We start from the raw sequence: 18,619 nt of genomic DNA, 5'->3' as shown, positions 1-18,619 counted from the left end.
TGTCACTCTACGCCCCCTCAACCAAAACTCAGCCCTGATGATTCAGGGCTTTTTAATGCGCAGTTTGAGCATCGCGTTGATCAATACGCTGCCCCCAGAGCTGAACGTCAGGAGACCTTCCACGGATGCTCACGCCACTTGTTCTGAAAAAACTCGATGAATACTCGTATCCGTGGACTCAAATGCTTGCGATCCGAATAAAGCAGGTAGATCGGCTCGACCACACCCGTTTTGAAATCCTCAAGCAACGGCACTAGCGTTCCCGCTTTTACATCAAGCCCGATATGAAAGTCCGCAAGCTTCACCACGCCAGCGCCTGACAGCGCCATGTCGCGCAACAGATCGCCTTGAGTAAACGACGCGCTGGCGGTCACCGGTACCGAGACGCCGTCTCCATCCTGCAAAAATGACCATTTGTTCCACGGGCTGACGAAGCTGAAATTGAAGCAACGATGATTCAGCAAATCTGCGGGTGTGGTTGGTGTGCCGTGTTCAGCCAGGTACTGCGGCGAGGCACAGATCAGCCATTCACATTCGCCGATGCGTCTGGCAATGCGTGATGAGCTGGGCAATACGCCGCTGTGGATGGCGATATCGAGCCCTTGCTCGAAGTGATCGACGAATTGCGCGCCGAGTTGGATCTCAACGTCCAGTGAGGGATACAAATCCAGAAATTCCGGTAGCCACGGCACGATCTGGTGTTTGGCGAAAGAGGTCATGGTGTGGATGCGCAGGGTGCCACTGACCCTGGAGGGCAACGCCTCGGCCAGCGAGTCCGCCTCGTTCATGGCTTCAACGACGGCTTTGGCGCTGCGCAGGTAAGCGGCGCCCTCCTCGGTCAGCGTCAGCACGCGTGAGCCGCGCTGGAACAGCCGGACCTGCAAGCGATCTTCCAGGCGGGTGATCAGTTTGCTGACCGCTGATGGCGTCAGGTGATGGGCGCGCGCGGCAGCAGAAAAACTTCCACATTCGGTAGACCATATAAAAGCGAGCAGCTGCGAATAATTGTCCATGGCCGGTCCTGGCGAAAAGCTTGAAGGCATGTTGTCTCAACGCTTATGAAAAAGCGCGCCGAAGCGCGCTTTTTCCTGGGGGCCGGGTCAGCGAATGAACTGTTCGATGTAGTCGTCCGGCAAACCCAGCGTCTTGTAATGCGCTCGGGCGGCTTCAAGCTTGGTGAACACATCTTCGTAACCCACGGCAACGCCCTGCGGATCGACGTAAGTGTAGCCACCCTGCACGTGGAACCAGGTGATCATTTCACTCACATCCTCGGGGACGAACAGGGTATGCGTTTCACCGGGCGGCTCATAGGCAAAAGACCCCTCCTCCGCGACCCAGTCATGCTCCAGGTAGTACCAGCGACCCTTGAGCACGATCGCATGCACGCCGCCGGTATGGCGGTGACGCGACAGCACGCCGGCCTGACGCACCCGCAACAGGTTGATGTAATAGCCGCCGCTGGTGTTGAGCAGCAATGGCTTGAAGGAGACAGATTTTGTTACCGGCACCCACAGCGCATCGTCTTCGAGCCACTGCGTCATGACGCCCGGATGCACCATGTCGGGCGTCATGAATGGAACTTGCGGCAACTGATACGCAATGGCGAGTTCATCAGGTTTAACAGGAGTATTCATAGTCAGGCCTCTCGGTTTTTTTGACGAATTCACAGCACTTGATTGCGCCAGGATTTCGCTTGAGGGAAAGGTTATGGCGTCGCTGTACGGGAGAAAACAGCTACTTGGTCACACCTGTTGTGACGCAGGATCACAGTGTCGGGGCGGGTTCGCGCAGACTCTGACCAGCCGTGAACCAAGGCTGTCAGCCGCCGCCAATCCTTCCACCAGGCGCTGGTAGTTCAAGGGCGGTTGCATGTTTCTGGCGTAAACCGCCGATAAGGTTGCGTCCACGAGAATATTGATCTGCGCCGTCGTCAACGGCGTGCGCTGACCCAGTTCAGCGAACGTCACGGGCAGCTTCACCGCGTGCAGCAGACGCGCGACCTGTTCAATCTCTTCGGCCGGTCGCGCCTCCACCGCCATCTGCACCAGCGTGCCGAACGCCACCAGTTCGCCATGCAGCATCGACGCCATCGCCGGTATCGCGGTCAGCCCCCGAACCAGGGCATGGGACAGTGACAAACCACCGCTCTCGAAACCGACACCGCTAATCAGCACGGTGCCTTCGATGACCCGCTCGACATCATCGGTGAGTTCATGTCGACACACCGCCTGATATGCCGGGACGCCGTACTGCATCAGCGTGTCGAAAACCAGGTTGGTGAGCATCAATGCCGTGTGCAGCGGCGGTGTGCCGAAAGAGTTGTGGCCGCCGGCGGCGTAGCACTGTCGGGCTTCGAATTTCTTGCTGATGGCATCGCCGATCCCGGCCGCGAAGAACCGTGCCGGCGCCTGAACGATGACCTCTGTATCGACAATCACCGCAGCGGGATTCATCTTCAGAAACTCCACGCCCACCACTTTGTGCTCTTCGTCGTAAAGCACGATCAGCCGACTCGTTGGCGCGTCACTTGAAGCGATCGTGGGGCAGACAATGATCGGCACGTCGAGATTGGCCGCCAGCCCCTTCGCCGTATCGATGGTCTTGCCACCGCCCAGCGCAATGATCGTGTCGGGGGCGTGCAGCAATGCCTGCTCGGATAACTGCGCAATCGCAGCGCGCGTGCACTCGCCGGGAAACTCGATGTGCAATGGCTCCAATCCCTGGTCCTGCAACGTGGCGCCAACCTGCGGCCATAGATGCCGGGCGACAAACTCATCGCAAAGCACCAGCGGCCGTGATCGGCCCATGTCGTTCAGCACTCTGCCCAATTGTTGCAATGCATTCGGACCCTGCTCGTAGCGCCCGGGAAATCCCATCGTTTTAACCATGACAAACGTCCTCGCAAGAAGTCATCAGCGCATCAACCAGCCGCCCGCGACATCAACCACCTGGCCGGTAATGAAGTCGCTTTCGCTTGACGTGAGAAAACACGCCGCTCTCGCCACCTCAAGCGGTGTGCCCAGCCTGCGCAGCGGTGTCTCGTCGACCACGGTTTGATTGGCCTGGGCCGATACGGTCTTGAGCAATGGCGTTTCGATTCGTCCAGGTGCCAGCGCATTGGCGGTGACACCGAACGGCCCGAGTTCGCCGGCCAGGTGGCGGGTAAAGCCGATGATTGCGGCTTTGGTCGCACTGTAGTGCGCTGCGACAATCGGCAAGAACGCGCTGCCCGCCACCGAAGACATATTGACGATGCGCCCGAACCGGCGCTCGACCATGCCGGGCGCGAGCACTCGCACCAGGTTGAAGGAGCCATTGAGGTTGATATCGACCACCCGCTGCCACTCCTCCGGCGCCATGGTCCAGATCGGCGCGGGTGCGCCGTGGTGTTTGGGCGAAATGCCGGCGTTGTTGATCAGGGTATCGATGGGGCCGAGCTCACCTTGCAAGCGCTCGCAGGCAGCAGCGCAGTCTTGAAAACTCGCGACATCAGCCTGCGCCCACGCGACCGCAAAACCCGCATCAAGCAACGCCACGCCCTGCTGTTGCACCTTGTCGGCATCAGCGTCGAGCAGCGCCACGGCTGCACCTTCTTCGCAATACAACCGCGCGATCGCCGCACCGATGCCGCCCCCGGCGCCGGTGACCATTACGGTGCGCCCGGCGTGTCTGGAATGAGTCATGAGCTGTTCTCACTTGCAGATGAATGGACTGGGTCAGAGCCCCAGATAAGCACGCTTGACGTGCGGGTTTTCCAGCAGTTCCTGGCCGGTGCCGCTGAGCACCACTTCGCCGTTCTCCAGCACGTAACCGCGATGAGCAATGCGCAGCGTATGAACGATGTTCTGCTCGACGATCAACACGGTGGTGCCCAACTGGAGAATCCTGTTGATGATCTCGAAGACCTGCGACACCAGCAGCGGCGACAGGCCCAGCGACGGTTCATCAAACATCAACAATTTCGGCTCGGCCATCAGGCCCCGGGCGATGGCGACCATTTGTTGTTCGCCGCCCGACAGTGTCCCGGCGTTCTGATCAAGGCGTTCGCGCACCCTCGGAAACAGATCGAGAATATTGTCCAGACGCTGCCTGTAGCCCGCTCGTGCACTGCGTTTGTAGGCGCCCATCAAGAGGTTGTCGCGCACGCTGATGAAGGGAAACAACTGGCGCCCCTCCGGTATCAGCGTCAGGCCCGCGTCGACAATCTGATCGGGGCGATTGCCATCGATGCGCTGGCCTTCGAATTCGATCGTGCCTTGGGACGGTGTGACGATGCCGCACAAGCTGCGCAGGGTCGTGGTTTTGCCGGCGCCGTTGGCGCCGACGATAGTCACCACCTCACCGGCATTGACCTCGAACGACACGCCACGAAGGATCTCCGTACCGCCATAGCCGCTGTGGACGTTGTCGAGTTTAAGCATGGCTGTACTCCTTACCGAGGTAGGCTTCGATAACCTGAGGATCGTTGATCACATCGTGAGGCGCGCCCTGCATCAGCAGCGTGCCGGAACTGATCACGACGATGCGGTCAGAAAGGCTCATGGTGGCTTGCATCAGGTGCTCGATCATCAACACGCTGACGCCCGAATCACGCACCCGGCGAATCACTGCGATGGCCTTGGCAACATCCGTCGGGTTGAGGCCGGCCATGACTTCGTCGAGCAACAGGATGCGCGGGCGGGTCGCCAGAGCGCGGGCCATTTCCAGGCGCTTCATGCCGCCGACCGTCAAGTTGCGCGCCCGGGTGTCGAGCAGCGCGGTGAGTTCGGTCAGCTCGGCGACTTGCTCGGCGATCGCCCTCGCCTCCCTCGCGTCGGCGGTGTGCATGAATGCACCGAGCATGATGTTCTCGCAGACACTCAAATCAGCGAATGGCTGCACGATCTGAAAGGTCCGGCCAATGCCTGCCCGGGCGAACTCGGCCGGGCTGTTCGGGGTGACCCAGTCGCCATTGAGCAAGCGCACTTTCACTTGGCCTTTGGATGGCAGAAGAAACCCGGAGAGCTGGTTGAACACCGTAGTTTTGCCGGCGCCGTTCGGGCCGATCACACCCACGATTTCGCCTTCGGCCAAGCTCAGCGAAACATCGTTGGTGGCGTGCAGTCCGCCAAAGAACTTGTGCAGGTTTTCTGCGACCAGAACCGGCTCACCGTGGGTGGCCGAGTGGGCTTGCGCCAAGGTCGGCCCGATCGGTGCTTTTGTATTTGCCATCGAACGACGGCCGCCGGGCAATGAGTCGATCCAGGCAAATATCCGGGCCCCAAAACGCCCCACCACGCCTTGCGGAATAGTCAGCACCACCACGACCAGCACGATGCCATAGACCAGACCGTGCACCCCGCTGCCCAGATCGCCAAGCCAGCCGCGTGCCAGTTCAGCCAGCGGCAGCACCAGCAAAGTGCCGATCAGCGGTCCCGATACCGTGCCCAGTCCACCAATCAACGCGAACATGGCGATCTGAATCGACATCTCGAGAGAAAACATCGAGCCGGGTTCGATGAAGGTCAGGTACATCGCGTGAAAGCTGCCGACCAGGCTGGTGATAAATGCGGACAACACCACGGCGATCAGCTTGACCTTGACCGAGTTCACGCCCACCGCATGGGCGGCGTCTTCACGCTCACGCACGGCGATCAGGTAATAACCCAGTCGGGAATTCTTGATCTTCCACGACACTGCCAATGTGATGAGCAGAAAGGCGAAGGCAATCAGCAGGTATGGCCAGCGCGGGCGGAACAACATCCACTCGAAACCGAGCTTCAGCGGTACGCCCAGCCCTGCCGCACCACCGGTCACGTCATGCTGATTGATCGCCACCAGACGCACGACCTCCAGCACCGCAATGGTCGCCAAGGCAAAAAACGGCCCGCGCAATCTGAAGCACGGCCAACTGATCAGCACCGCGACAATCGACGACAGGATTGCGCCAGCGAACATGCCGATCCATGGACTGATGCCCAGTTTCATCATCAGCAGCGTCGTCGTGTAAGCGCCCACCCCATAGAACACGGCATGCCCCAACGACAGCTGGCCGGCAAACCCGCCGACGATGTTCCAGGCACTGGCCAGTGCCGCATAACTGCATATGAGGATGAACAGGTGATAAACGAACGGCGAGCCAACGCTCAATGGAATGATCAGTAACAGCGCCAGGGCCAGTGCACTGACATAGACACGCGGGTGCAAAATATTCATGACCATCTTCCTCACTCAGACCCGCGACCGGCGCCGAAAAGACCTGTCGGACGAAACACCAGGATGCCCAGGAAAATCGTGAAGTAGACGACCTCCTTGAGGTCCGGCGCGATGTAGTAACCGGCGAGACTGTCGACGATGCCGATCAGCATTGAACCGATCAGTGCGCCGGACAGGCTACCCAGGCCGCCCAGCACCACAATCACAAACGCCGTCAGCACGAAGAAAGTGCCAACGGTTGGAAAGACCGGATATTGTGGAGCGATCAGTCCCGAGGCGACGCCCAGGCAGGCGCAACCCAGGCCGAAGGCAAACACATAGATGTTTTTGACGTTGACACCCATCAGTTGCGCCGCGTTGCGATGCTGTGCAGTAGCGCGGACAGCCCGGCCGAGAAATGTGTTCTGCAAAAACCAGTGCAGCCCCGCGACCAGTGCGAGCGACGCGACAAACGTGATCAACTGACCGCTGCTGACGCGAAAGGCGCCGAAGCTGACGGTCGTGGTACCGACGCTGATGTTCTTCACCGTCATGACGTCGGCACCGAAGATCAGCAACGCGCCGTTCATCAGGGCAATCGAGACGCCCACGGTGGCGAAAATCTGGATATGTCCCTCGGCGCCAAGCAACGGCTGAATGATGAAACGCTGCATTGCCGCACCAGCGGCAAACAACAGGATCGTCGCAGGAATGATCGCCATATACGGGTGGATGCCGAAGTGCGAATTCAGCAAGTACACGGCATACAGGCCGATCATCAGAAACTCGCCATGGGCGAAGTTGACCACACGCACGATGCCGAAAATCAACGTCAGGCCGATGCTGATGATGGCCAACGTGCCACCGAGCAATAAGCCGTTCAACAGGAGCTGGATGAAAATTTCCACGGTTGGCGCCCTCTTTGCGAGCGAACGAACCCGTGAAGCTCAATGATCAAGCTTCAGCAGATTGCGGGGTTCAGGTATCAGGGTTGGTCGGAAAAACGCGCTTGGGCAACGGCGGCTGCCTGGGGGTAAACGGTTTTCAGCAGTCCGTTCTGCCACTGCATGATTGCCGTATTGGCGCGCTGGTTCTGGCCGTTCTTGCCAAACCTGGCACCGATGCCGGCAGCCGTGCCGCCGAGAGGAATATCGATGGTTGCCACCGAGGCACGGATCGCATCGGCGTCCAGCGAAGTACTGTTTTCCATGGCATCGAGGAATATCTTCGCCCCGACATAGTTGATCAGGCTGTGGCCCGAGCGCGGTTCGCTGCCGTAGCGATCCTTGTATGCCTTGGCGAACGCACCGATACCGGGAGCGCCGTTTTCATTGGTCTGGAACTGTGGAAAATCGACATCGAGCACGCCTTCCATATTGGCTGCGCCGACGACCTTGACCGTGTCCTGCATGGAATAGCCGCCGCCGGCGCCGATAACGGCTTTGGGCCTGAAACCGGCTTCGCGGATCTGGCGGAAAAACAGCGTCGTGTCGTTCTGATAACTGGTCTGCAATACCACATCCGCCTGGGCGCCTTTCAAACGCAGGATCAGCGATGAGAGATCGACCGCTTTGGCCGAATACGGTAGTACCTCGACCACATTCAGACCTTGCTCCTGAGCGATTTTTTTCTGAAACCCGGCGATGGTCGTACCGTACAGCGCATCCTCGTGGATGATCGCGACCTTCAATTGTTTCGGATCGACCTTGAGCGATGGGCTGACAATGTCCGTGATGGCGGTGATGGTGCCTTCGGCGAAATTCCTGGCGGTCGGGTTGCTGCGCATCACGTAGCTCAGATCACGCTCAGTGATGTGGTCGGACACCGCACCCAATTCGAAAAAGGGCACCCCCGCCATCTCCGTCACCTGCGTGGCCGCAAATGACAGCGCCGAGGAATAGCTGCCAAATACAGCAGTGACGTTCTCAACAGAGGTGAGCCGGCGCGCGGCACCGACCGCTTGTCCCGCATCGACTGCGTCGGCCTTGAGCAATTTGATCGGCTCGCCCTTCAAACCGCCCGAGGCATTTCGTTCGGCGACGGCCAGTTCGAGGCCACGGAAGCTCTCGTCGCCCAGTAACGCCAGGGATCCACTCAGGGGATAAAGCGCACCGATCCTGATGTCCGCGAGCGCGGCAACCGGAGTGGACAGGCAAAGCAGGATGCCGGCAGCTTTCAGCCAGCTTTTCGCGGTAGCCGCCACGGCCACGGCTTCCTCTTGAGCGAGTCTCATTGGATTCATCTCCCGCAGATATTGTTTTTATTGTTCCTTCAAATGATCCGTGCCGAGCACAGACATCGTCGGATTACAGTGGCGATGAAACGCAAGTTTCTGCGCCACTGTTTGCAAGAGTACGGCTCGCCAAGATTGGCTGGATATAGCTGAAAAAGCACACCTGCTGTGAATTTGCGGCACAGCTCCTATGGCGGGCTGATCAGTCCCAAGGCGCCGGCGACCACGCTTCCACCAGCCTGTCGATGAACAGCCGAATCTTCGGCGACAGGTGTCGCTTGCTCGGATAAATCACCCGGATCGGCTCGGCAGCCTCGGCGTAATCTGCGAGCAACTGCACGAGCTTGCCACTGCGCAAGTCATCGTTGACTACATAGGATGGCAACGTCGCGATACCGAGGCCGGCGGCAGTCGCCTGATGCAAGGCTTCAGCGCTGTCCATCTGCAGCCGCCCGGCATGAATGACCGACACAGGCTGACCATTGACGCGAAAATTCCACGCCAGCAATCGGCCGCCGCTGACGAAGTGCAGGCACGCATGCCCGGCCAGATCTTCGGGTGTCTGCGGTGCCGGATGTTCTTTCAGATAATCGGGCGAGGCACAGGTGATCATTTGCTGGTAAGCCACCGTGCGCGTGAGTAGTCCGGAGTCTTCCTTGGGCGGACCGATGCGAATCGCCAGATCGAAACCCTCGTCGATCAGGTCGACCAGCCGATCGGAAAACGTCGCGTCGATGGCGAGCGACGGCCAGTCTCTCAGGCAGCGCTCGATGTGCTGCACAACGTGCAGCCGGCCCAGTGCTACCGGCAGGCTCATGCGCAAGCGGCCGCTGGGCGTCGAACGGCGGAACGCCAAAGCTTCTTCGACCTCGTCCAGATCCTGCAGGATGCCCACGCATCGCTCATACAGCACCCGACCATCGTCGGTCAGGCTCAGGCTGCGGGTGGTGCGGTTGAGCAGACGGACCTGCAGACGCGATTCGAGCCGCACGATCGATTTACCGACGGCCGAGCGAGTCAGCCCGAGTTGCCTGGCCGCCGCCGTAAAACTTCCGGCATCCACCGAGGCGACGAAGGCGGCGATGTCGTTCAGGTTATGCAGTTCCATGTGGCCTCCGGATTTGGCATTCAAGCGGCTTGGCACCGGTTATGGGGAACCCTATTCCCCAATCATGAGCATAACATCTCGATTAGTTAATCCATCACCAACGCCTGATCGAGGTCATATGAACACTGAAGTAAAAGCAGCCGTGCAAACCTGGGCCAACAGCCTCAGCGATCTGGTACCCGTGCTCAAGGGCACCGATACCACCACAAAGATGAGCGACATCCGCGATGCCTACGCAAAAATGCTCGGGCAGAATCAGCCGCCGGCTGGCGTGAGGTTTGAAACAGTCGACATGGGCGGCGTGCCCGCTACGCTGGTGACTCCGGATGAGCTCAAGACCGACGCGGTGCTGATGTACATCCACGGTGGCGCCTACATCGTCGGTCGACCTGACGGCTACCACGGCATCGGCGGCAACTACGCAAAAATGCTCGGCGCGCGGGTGTATATGCCGGATTACCGCCTTGCACCCGAGCATCAGTTCCCCGCCCCCATCGATGACACTTTGCGCGCCTATGAGTGGTTGCTTGAGCAGAACATCGCCGCCAGCAAGATTGCCTTCGCTGGCGAGTCGGCGGGTGGCGCGATGGTGGTCAGCGTGATGGTCGCGGCAAAATCCAAAGGTTTGCCATTGCCTGCGGTGGGCTCGTCAATTTCGCCATGGGCCAACCTCGAACACACCGGCGCTTCCATGAGCAATCGTGAAGGCCTTGACCCGCTAAACTCCAAGCCAGTGCTGGACATCCTCGCGCGAGCCTTTCTCGGCGACACCTTGGCCAACCATCCGCTAGCCTCGCCGGTGTTCGCCGACGTCACCGGACTGCCACCGATTCTGGTGCAGATCGGCGAAAACGAACTGATGCTCAGTGACGCGATGCGTCTGGCCAATCACCTGGCGGACAACCGCGTCCGGGTCAATCTTGAAGTGTGGCCCGGCATGTTTCACGCCTGGCATTTCTACGCGGGCATATTGGCCGAGGGGCAGCAGGCGCTGGAGAGTTCGGTGCGGTTTATCGAGGCGGGATTGACTGAGGCTAATCGCTGACCAAACTGCGTCCGCTGCTGATCGGGGACACTTGTCGCTGTATTGCTCGGCGCCTTGGCGGTATGGTGATTTGCCGACCGCCGAGGAACCGTGAATGCCGAAAAAACCATCAGCCCCTGAGAACACCGCCAGTGCAGCCGACATCGAACGCGCCATTCTGGCCTTGAACAAAATGGCCGAACGCCTGTGGGGCGACGGGCGTGAGGCCGAGGCCAAGGCGCTGCTCGATGCGCTGGATGCGCTGAACCGCGCCCTCGACCGGATCCGCATCGGGGAAAGTCGCAGGGCCGTTACGCTGCACTGAATCAGACCTGATAGAACTCGCGATACCACTGCACGAATGCTTGCACGCCCTGCTCGATCGGCACGTGCGGGCTGAAGTCGATGCAGCGCGCCAGCGCCGACACGTCGGCCCAGGTCTTCAATACATCGCCCTCCTGCATTGGCAGATAACGGCGCTGGGCCTTCATGCCCAATGCCTGCTCCAGGCATTCGACGAAGCTCAATAGCGCTACTGGACTGCCGCGACCGATATTGAACAGCCGGTTAGTACCACGCTCGGCGCTGAGTGCGGGCGGTTTGTCGAGCAGTCGCAAAATCCCTTCGACGATGTCATCGATGTAGGTGAAATCCCGCGCCATTTCGCCTTGGTTGTAAAGGTCGATGGCGCGCCCCTGCAGCATCGCTTCGGTGAACTTGAACAGCGCCATGTCCGGTCGACCCCAGGGACCGTAGACGGTAAAAAAACGCAGGCCGGTGGCTTGCAAGCCGTAGAGATGGCAGTAACTGTGCGCGAGCAATTCGTTGGCACGCTTGGTCGCGGCGTACAACGAAACCGGTTGGTCGACCGGGTCGTCTTCTGCAAACGGCATCTTGGTATTGGCGCCATACACCGAGCTGCTCGAGGCGTAGATAAAGTGCTCCGGCGGATGACGACGGCATGCCTGCAGAACGTTGAGAAACCCGACCAGATTCGATTGCGCATACGCATCAGGATTGTCCAGCGAGTAGCGCACACCGGCCTGGGCGGCCAAGTGAATGACCTGTTTGAAGTGTCCGTGCTGTAACAGCGCGTTCAACGCCGCCTGATCAACAATGTCCAGTCGATGGAAAGTGAAATTGGCCAGCGTCTGCAATCTGTGCAAACGCGCCTGTTTGAGTTTGACATCGTAATAAGGATTGAGATTGTCGATACCCACAACCTCGAGCCCCTCGCGACACAAACGCATGACCGTGTGATAACCGATAAAACCTGCGGCACCTGTCACCAGAACACTCATGATCACCTCGGCTCACCGGTTGGACTTTAAGGAGATACACAGCACCGAACATTTACCGGCCAACAACGGCAACTATTGATAGACGACCCTAGTTACCCTGGCCAGCAGCATCCGACGCGAGGTATTTAAAAGTCGAACTGCCGATGAATCGAAAGATGTAAGATTGAAACTAATTTGCTATCACGGACGCCATCTAACACCCGCGACTTCAATAACTTCGAAAAGTTTAAAAAATCCGACGAATAAATTTCACCGTTCACAAACAATGACTTACGAAACACGGCCATTATCAGCGGATGAAAGGCAGTCTTTTTGACTGTTATTAATTGACAGCTTGCAAAGACTGGCCGATAACTTAGCACTGCCCGAAGAGCTCGCGCCGCCGCGCACTTTTCTGCTCTCCGGCTACTTATGTAATTGGATCCTGAAGGTCGCAACTGCGAACCGTGCGGTAGCTTTGCCTGAATGAAAGCGCGCCGATTCGTTATAGCCAAGACGGCCACGGATATAACAATAACCAACCAAGTTGATTCATTTTTGAAACACTTCTTCTGCCAATAAACATTGATGCATCTGGCTCGGCACTTTGCCTTGATCAGCCTACTACCTACTAGCAAGCATGACGGCTCGTCCCACGCTATCGGCCGCCCTGCTTAAACGATCGCTATGTATGGAGTACTCCAGCATGCTAACGGTTTGCCGCAACGGCTCTAACTGGTATTTATTGCAGTGCAAGCCCCGCCAGGATGAACGGGCACAACTCAATCTGCAGCAACAGAACTATTCAACCTTCCGGCCGCAGCTGATGAGCGAGCGCAGTATTCGTGGCAAACGCCAACGAACACTGGAATCGCTGTTTCCCGGCTACGTGTTCATTCAACTGAGCCGCGACGACAACTGGGCACCGATTCGCTCGACCCGTGGTGTCAGCCGCATCGTCGAATTCAACCATGTGCCCGCCCGGGTCGATGAAGACGTGATCGCGCAATTGCGTGAGCGCAGTCAGGAGTCGATCGGCTTTCCTGCGGAACCGACACTCAAGCCCGGCGAACCTCTGCAAATCGTCCAGGGTCCACTGTCCCCGCTCGAAGGCGTGTTCCTGTCCATGCAGGGCGATGAGCGAGTAATGATCCTGCTCAATTTCCTCAACCGCCAACAGCACGTCAGCGTCCCGCTGAGTTACCTCGAACGCCAGCGACAATAGTCCGGATCCGCTTCGCCCTGACCCCGACCCCCTTAATCAGGAGCGTGATCCATGGCTCTGAAGCCTCGCTGTTCCCTGGTTTTAGTCGTCGCCTGCTGTGCCCCCGAAGCCGCGTGGAGCGTTGAGCCGCAAGCGATCAATGTGTACGGCTTCGATTTCACCCCGACCTTCGCCTTGTCGGAAAGCTACGACGACAACTTTCGTGAAGTCGAACACGATGTCGAATCGACCATGGTCACCCGCCTGGCGCCGGCCTTCGAGCTCAAGGCTGAAGATCGCAACAGTGCCACGCGGGTGATCTGGGAGCCGACCCGCTACATCTATCACAGCGCCTCGGACGCTTCGAACACCGCCCAGCGTCTGCGCGCCGACAGCATCATGGAGTTCACCGACCGGCATCGGCTGAAACTCGAAGCCGAGGCACGCAAGTACGAGCGCACCACCTCGACCGCCGTCGACGGCATCAACGACAAAATCGAGAGCCAGCGCGTCGGCGGCGTCTACACCTTCGGCGCGCGCAGTGCGCTGAACCAGATCGACCTCGGCGCCAGTTACGCACAGCTTCGCTATGACAACGCCGACGGCATCAACGATGACAAGGAGCGCAACACCAGCAACCTGACCAGCACCTGGTATCACCGCCTCGGCAGCAAAACCCGTGGTTTGCTCGAATACGACCACACCCGCTTCGACTACCTGCAATCGAACAGCCCGCGCAGCAGCCGCTCCGATGCAGTGCTGGCCGGAGCCGAATGGGACATGACAGCGAAAACCACCGGCAAGCTGCGCGTCGGTTACGAGCGAAAGAATTTCGACCAGAGCGGTTCCGACGATCTGAGCAACCCGACCTGGCAAGTGGATCTGGCGTGGAAACCGCGCACCTACTCGACCTTCACCTTCCTCGCCCGCCAGGCCATGGCCGAAGGCGACGACGGCTCCGACGCGGTGAAAGCCACCTTCACCCAGATCGGTTGGCGTCACGGCTGGACCGAACGCATCACCAGCGTTGCCGAAGTCGGCATGGGCCATTACGTCTACGAAGGCCAGGACCGCAGCGACGATTTGCAGGACTACAAACTCGGCGTGAATTACGCAATGCGCCGCTGGCTGGACGTCGAAGTCGCCTACCGCCACCGCGACAACGACTCCGATGCCGACAATGAAAGCTTCACCCGCAATGTTTTCCAGATCACGTTCGACGTCAGTCTTTAGGAGGGTTGGGCCATGCACACGCGCCTGATTTTATTGTTGTTGCTGCTCTGGACAGTGCCCACGGTCGAGGCGGCGGACACCGACACCCATTACCGCCTGGCCGCTGGCGATGTCTTGCGCATCATCGTGTTCGGCGAGCCGGAACTGAGCTTCAAGAAGATCCGCCTCAACGATGCCGGCACCTTTTCCTATCCGTTTTTAGGCGAAATCGTCGCCAAGGGCCTGACGCCCAATCAGGTCGAACAAAAGCTCGTCGACGGCCTCAAGCAAGGCTACCTGGTCGATCCGAAAGTCAGCCTCAGCCAGATCGAGTACCGCCCGTTCTACATCAACGGCGAGGTGCAGAAGCCCGGCAGCTATCCGTTTCAGCCCGGCCTGACCCTGGAAAAAGCCATCGCCCTGGGTGGCGGCCTGACCGAACGCGCCTCGATGAAACGCGTGACGATCCTGCGCGGCAGTGGCGGCCCACCGGTCACTGAGAACATTTCGCGCACCACCGTCATCGCCCCCGGCGACACCATTTCCATTGCACAAGGCTTTTTCTGATCATGGACAACAGCCCAAGCACCTACCTCGAACGTCCGCTCCAGGGCCACTTGCCAACGCAAGCCGCCGACGAGTCGGACACCCTTGATCTGCTGCATCTGTGGCGGGTGATCTGGTCGGCGAAGTGGAACATCGCCTGGCTTGTGCTGCTCAGTTGCGCGCTGGCCGTGGTGGCGCTGTCGTTCATCACGCCGCAATACGTCGGCAGTGCGACGTTGCTGATCAAGGACAAGACGCCACCGGTGTTGAGTTTTCAGCAGGCCGCCGAATCCGGCGGCGCCACCACCACTGATTACTTGCAGACCCAGCAAGCCCTGCTGCAATCGAGGGAACTGGCCGAGCGCGCCGTGCGCAAACTTGGCCTGACTACTAACCCGATCACCGATCCACGCCAGCAGGCGCAGAGTTGGTTCACCCCGCGCCAATGGCTAGCGGAGCTAAATCGCGACCAATGGCTGCCATGGCTGGATCTGCTGCCGCCGCCGAAGCCGCCAGCGACCGAAGAGCAAGTGTTCAACGACGTCACGCAAAACCTGATGCTGCACACCAGCGTCAAGTTTGTCGGCAAGAGTCAATTGCTGGAGATCGACGTCGAACTGCCCGACCCGGCACTCGCTGCGGCGGTGGCCAACGCCCTCGCGCAAGGCTTCATCGACAGCCAGCAGGACACCAGCCTGAAGTCTTCGCAAAACAACACCAGCTGGATGAACACCCGCCTGGTCGAGTTGCGCGACAACCTGCGCGTCGCCGAAAACAAGTTGCAGGCCTATCGCGAGGAACAGGGTCTGGTCGATGTAGACGGTGTCGCCACCATCAGTGCCAACGAGCTGCAGATGACCGGCAACCGCATGATCGATGCGCGCCGCGATCGTGCCGAAGCGGAGAGCCAGTTCCGTCAGGCGCAAGCCTTGAGCAACGGCGACATCAGTCGTTTGTCCAGCGTGCCGGCAGTGCTGAGCAATCCGCTGATTCAGCAGTTCCAGGCTGATCTGGCCAAGGCTCAGGCCAAAGTCGAGGAGTTGTCGGGCCGCTACGGGCCGAAACACCCGGCGCTGATATCCGCCCGTTCCGAACAGCGCACCGCCGCCAACAGTCTGCGTCTGCAAGTGCAGCAAGTGGTCGCCGGCATCGAGCGTCAATACCAATTGGCGGTGGCCAGCGAAGACGCCCTGCGCAAATCCTTCAACAGCAACAAAGCGCAGATTCAGGACATTTCGCGCAAGGAATTCCAGCTGCGCGAATTCCAGCGTGAAGTCGACAGCACCCGGGCGCTGTACGAAACCTTCGTCACCCGCCTCAAGGAAACCGCCGCCACTTCGGACATGGATTCGGCCAAGGCGCGCATCGTCGACCCGGCGATCGCACCGCTGGAAGCGAGCAAACCGCGCAAGAACCTGATTCTCGCGATTGTTGCGCTGGTCGCTGCGGTGGTTGGCGTCGCCCTCGCCTTCCTCTTCGATACGCTGAGCAACACCTTCAAGACCGACGACACCGTCGAGAGTCTGCTCAATGTGCCGTTGCTCAGCGTCGTGCCGCTGGTGATGAAGAAGAGCCGGCGGCAGTTGGCGCGGTTGTTCGAAGACAACGACCACCCGCGCTTCTGCGAAACCATCCGCAACCTGCGCACCTGGCTGATGCTGCAGAACAACGAACGCCCGGCGCAGGTGGTGCTCGTCACTTCCTCGGTGTCGGGCGAAGGCAAAAGTACCATCGCCAACAACCTTGCCTCGTCACTGGCGCCACTGGAACGGGTGCTGCTGATCGATGCCGACATGCGGCAGCCGACGCTGTCGCTGAATTTCGATTTCCCGCCGCAGAGCCCCGGCCTCGCCAACCTCATGGCCGGCAGCGCGCGGCTGGAAGACTGCATTCGCAGTGTCGGTAATCTGGACATGCTCCCGGCCGGCTGCCTGACGCCCGCAGCGCTGGACCCGTTCGAGGCACCACGCTTGAAAGCCTCGAGCAGTTCGAGCAACGCCGTGGCCCCCGCGCAGGACTTGCTCAGCTCACCGCGCCTCGGTCGGCTGTTGCAGATTCTCAAGTCGCGCTACCGGCACATCATCATCGATTCGCCGCCAGCGGAAATCGTCAGTGACGCGCTGTTGCTGGCGCAGCATTCCGATGCGGTGATCTACGTGGTCAAGGCGCAGAGCACGCCGGTCGGCCAGGTGCGCAAGAGCATTGCCGTGTTGCAGCAGAGCCAAGCGCCGGTGTTCGGCGTGGTGCTCAATCAGGTCGATCTGCGCAAGGCGCGCAAGTACGGCCATGGCCATTCCCGTTCCTTCTACGACTACGACTTCGCCCCGCGCTGATCCTTCGGGCCGTGCCGCCCGGCCGCAGCCTGTCCTTCCCTGTTCGACGAATCGGAGATCGCGCCGATGACCTCGCAATATTCCGCGCAAATGGCACACCGTCGCGGCCTCACATTCTGGGGGCAATGGTTGTGCGCAATGACCCTGGTCAATCTGTTGCTGATTGTTCTGGTGCACTGGCGCATCGGCGCCTTGCCCAGTGAATACCGGCTACTGATCATCCTCACGGTGCTTGGCTCGATGCCGGTCTACGGCCTGGTGCAGGTCTACCACAAGCGCCATGGTCTGCTGGTCGGGCTCGGACGTTTGCTGGCCGGCTGGCTGATTCTGCTCGGACTGCTGATGAGCATCGCCTTCGTCACCCAGACCAGCGCGTTGTTCTCCCGGCAGGTGGTGATTGTCTGGGCGGTGGTCGGTTTTCTCGCCCAGGCGGCGACGTTTCTGCCGCTGCATCTGTTCGTGCGCATGTACACCAAAATGATTTGCAACGAGCGCCGCGCGGTGATCATCGGCACCTGCCCGACCGCCCATGACCTGGCGCGCAAACTCCTCGACCCGGATCGCGCGTTACTGCTCGGGTTTGTCGCTGCGAAAGCCGACAGCGGCCCGGCGCCGAGCATCCTGCCGCTGCTCGGTGAGGTCGAGGACATCCGCGAAATCATCACCCGTTTGCAGGCGCGGCGCGTGTACATCGTGCTGCCGATGGCCGAGGCGGCGACGATCGAAGCGTTGTACATCAATCTGCTCGACATGAACGTCGACGTGGTGTGGATTCCGGATCTGGGCAGCATGGTCTTGCTCAATCATTCGATCTCCGAAATCGAGCGGATGCCGGCGATCTATCTCAACGAAAGCCTGCTTACCTCGCACCCCGGCAGCCTGTTCTGCAAGGACCTGTTCGAACGCAGCGTCGCAGCGGTAGCGCTGATTCTGCTCAGTCCGCTGCTGCTCGGCGTCGCCATCGCAGTCAAGCTGACGTCGCCGGGGCCGGTGCTGTTCAAGCAGAACCGCCATGGCTGCGACGGCGAAGTGATTCGCGTGTGGAAGTTTCGCTCGATGCGCGTGCACAACGATCAGCAAGTGCGTCAGGCCACCCGCGACGACGACCGCGTCACACCGCTGGGACGCTTTCTGCGACGCAGCTCCATCGACGAATTGCCGCAACTGTTCAACGTGCTGTTCGGCCACATGGCGCTGGTCGGGCCGCGTCCGCACGCGGTCACCCACAACATCTATTACACCGGCAAGGTGCGCGCCTACATGGCACGGCATCGGCTCAAGCCTGGCATCACTGGTCTGGCGCAGATCACCGGGCATCGCGGCGAAACCGAGACCGTGGAAAAGATGCAGCGCCGGGTCGCTCAAGACCTCAATTACATCAATCAATGGTCGCTGTGGCTGGACATCAAGATCCTCCTGAAGACGCCCTTCACCCTGTTCTCGAAAAACATCTACTGACAGCGGCCAGCGCTCTGGCCCACCCCGCCACGCATGAGGTTTTC

17 protein-coding genes are annotated in these 18,619 nt (G+C 59.7%); 7 read left to right on the top strand and 10 right to left on the bottom strand.

The window, feature by feature from the left end; translation table 11 throughout:
• Nucleotides 1-107: 107 nt before the first annotated feature.
• From CKW30_RS03165 to CKW30_RS03125, 9 genes are all read right to left on the bottom strand, one after another.
• On the bottom strand, nucleotides 108-1,013 hold the full coding sequence (locus tag CKW30_RS03165) for a LysR family transcriptional regulator (RefSeq protein ID WP_016774575.1): 906 nt from the start codon (nucleotides 1,011-1,013) through the stop codon (nucleotides 108-110).
• Between the two features lie 87 nt (nucleotides 1,014-1,100).
• Nucleotides 1,101-1,637, bottom strand: coding sequence for a 2,4'-dihydroxyacetophenone dioxygenase family protein (locus tag CKW30_RS03160; RefSeq protein WP_024012829.1), 537 nt, complete (start codon nucleotides 1,635-1,637; stop codon nucleotides 1,101-1,103).
• Between the two features lie 108 nt (nucleotides 1,638-1,745).
• Nucleotides 1,746-2,891, bottom strand: coding sequence for a glycerol dehydrogenase (locus CKW30_RS03155; RefSeq protein WP_095179870.1), 1,146 nt, complete (start codon nucleotides 2,889-2,891; stop codon nucleotides 1,746-1,748).
• A 24-nt stretch (nucleotides 2,892-2,915) separates the two neighbouring features.
• Nucleotides 2,916-3,686 (bottom strand): SDR family NAD(P)-dependent oxidoreductase, encoded by a 771-nt coding sequence (locus tag CKW30_RS03150; RefSeq protein ID WP_095179868.1) that lies wholly within the window; start codon nucleotides 3,684-3,686, stop codon nucleotides 2,916-2,918.
• 33 nt (nucleotides 3,687-3,719) lie between these two features.
• Nucleotides 3,720-4,424, bottom strand: a complete 705-nt coding sequence (locus tag CKW30_RS03145) for an ABC transporter ATP-binding protein (RefSeq protein WP_073474647.1) — start codon at nucleotides 4,422-4,424, stop codon at nucleotides 3,720-3,722.
• Nucleotides 4,417-6,198 carry a branched-chain amino acid ABC transporter ATP-binding protein/permease gene (locus CKW30_RS03140; protein ID WP_218192294.1) on the bottom strand — a complete coding sequence of 594 codons (1,782 nt, stop codon included), beginning with the start codon at nucleotides 6,196-6,198 and terminating at the stop codon, nucleotides 4,417-4,419. Before CKW30_RS03140 ends, CKW30_RS03145 begins: the two co-directional genes overlap by 8 nt.
• 11 nt (nucleotides 6,199-6,209) lie before the next feature.
• A complete protein-coding gene (locus CKW30_RS03135; protein WP_024012825.1) occupies nucleotides 6,210-7,085 on the bottom strand; it encodes a branched-chain amino acid ABC transporter permease in 876 nt (291 codons plus the stop codon).
• Between the two features lie 77 nt (nucleotides 7,086-7,162).
• On the bottom strand, nucleotides 7,163-8,410 hold the full coding sequence (locus CKW30_RS03130; protein ID WP_016774568.1) for an ABC transporter substrate-binding protein: 1,248 nt from the start codon (nucleotides 8,408-8,410) through the stop codon (nucleotides 7,163-7,165).
• A gap of 202 nt (nucleotides 8,411-8,612) precedes the next feature.
• Nucleotides 8,613-9,518, bottom strand: a complete 906-nt coding sequence (locus tag CKW30_RS03125) for a LysR family transcriptional regulator (RefSeq protein ID WP_095179864.1) — start codon at nucleotides 9,516-9,518, stop codon at nucleotides 8,613-8,615.
• Nucleotides 9,519-9,636: 118 nt separating this feature from the next.
• Between CKW30_RS03125 and CKW30_RS03120 the strand changes: the two genes are divergently transcribed.
• Nucleotides 9,637-10,563 (top strand): alpha/beta hydrolase, encoded by a 927-nt coding sequence (locus CKW30_RS03120; RefSeq protein WP_177434188.1) that lies wholly within the window; start codon nucleotides 9,637-9,639, stop codon nucleotides 10,561-10,563.
• Between the two features lie 94 nt (nucleotides 10,564-10,657).
• Nucleotides 10,658-10,867: a hypothetical protein gene (locus CKW30_RS03115; protein WP_095179863.1), complete on the top strand. Its 210-nt coding sequence runs from the start codon at nucleotides 10,658-10,660 to the stop codon at nucleotides 10,865-10,867.
• 1 nt (nucleotide 10,868) lies between these two features.
• Here CKW30_RS03115 and CKW30_RS03110 read toward each other — a convergent pair whose 3' ends face one another.
• A complete protein-coding gene (locus tag CKW30_RS03110) occupies nucleotides 10,869-11,843 on the bottom strand; it encodes an NAD-dependent epimerase (protein WP_095179861.1) in 975 nt (324 codons plus the stop codon).
• Nucleotides 11,844-12,528: 685 nt separating this feature from the next.
• Between CKW30_RS03110 and rfaH the strand changes: the two genes are divergently transcribed.
• The 5 genes from rfaH to CKW30_RS03085 all read left to right on the top strand — a co-directional run bounded on the left by rfaH (nucleotide 12,529) and on the right by CKW30_RS03085 (nucleotide 18,575).
• Nucleotides 12,529-13,047: a transcription/translation regulatory transformer protein RfaH gene (rfaH, locus tag CKW30_RS03105; RefSeq protein WP_056785643.1), complete on the top strand. Its 519-nt coding sequence runs from the start codon at nucleotides 12,529-12,531 to the stop codon at nucleotides 13,045-13,047.
• Between the two features lie 51 nt (nucleotides 13,048-13,098).
• Entirely contained in the window at nucleotides 13,099-14,259 is a 1,161-nt protein-coding gene (locus tag CKW30_RS03100; protein WP_095179859.1) for an outer membrane beta-barrel protein, read from the top strand.
• Between the two features lie 12 nt (nucleotides 14,260-14,271).
• Nucleotides 14,272-14,805: a polysaccharide biosynthesis/export family protein gene (locus CKW30_RS03095; RefSeq protein ID WP_056785638.1), complete on the top strand. Its 534-nt coding sequence runs from the start codon at nucleotides 14,272-14,274 to the stop codon at nucleotides 14,803-14,805.
• A gap of 2 nt (nucleotides 14,806-14,807) precedes the next feature.
• Complete coding sequence (locus tag CKW30_RS03090) at nucleotides 14,808-17,117, top strand: polysaccharide biosynthesis tyrosine autokinase (protein ID WP_095179857.1); 2,310 nt, start codon at nucleotides 14,808-14,810, stop codon at nucleotides 17,115-17,117.
• A 66-nt stretch (nucleotides 17,118-17,183) separates the two neighbouring features.
• Complete coding sequence (locus CKW30_RS03085; RefSeq protein WP_095179855.1) at nucleotides 17,184-18,575, top strand: undecaprenyl-phosphate glucose phosphotransferase; 1,392 nt, start codon at nucleotides 17,184-17,186, stop codon at nucleotides 18,573-18,575.
• The last annotated feature ends 44 nt before the right edge of the window (nucleotides 18,576-18,619 follow it).

The sequence above is a fragment of the Pseudomonas sp. Irchel 3F6 genome (assembly GCF_900187595.1).
GTDB lineage: Bacteria > Pseudomonadota > Gammaproteobacteria > Pseudomonadales > Pseudomonadaceae > Aquipseudomonas > Aquipseudomonas siliginis.
Note: the sequence above shows the minus strand (reverse complement) of the source record. Positions and strands in the feature narration are given on the sequence as shown.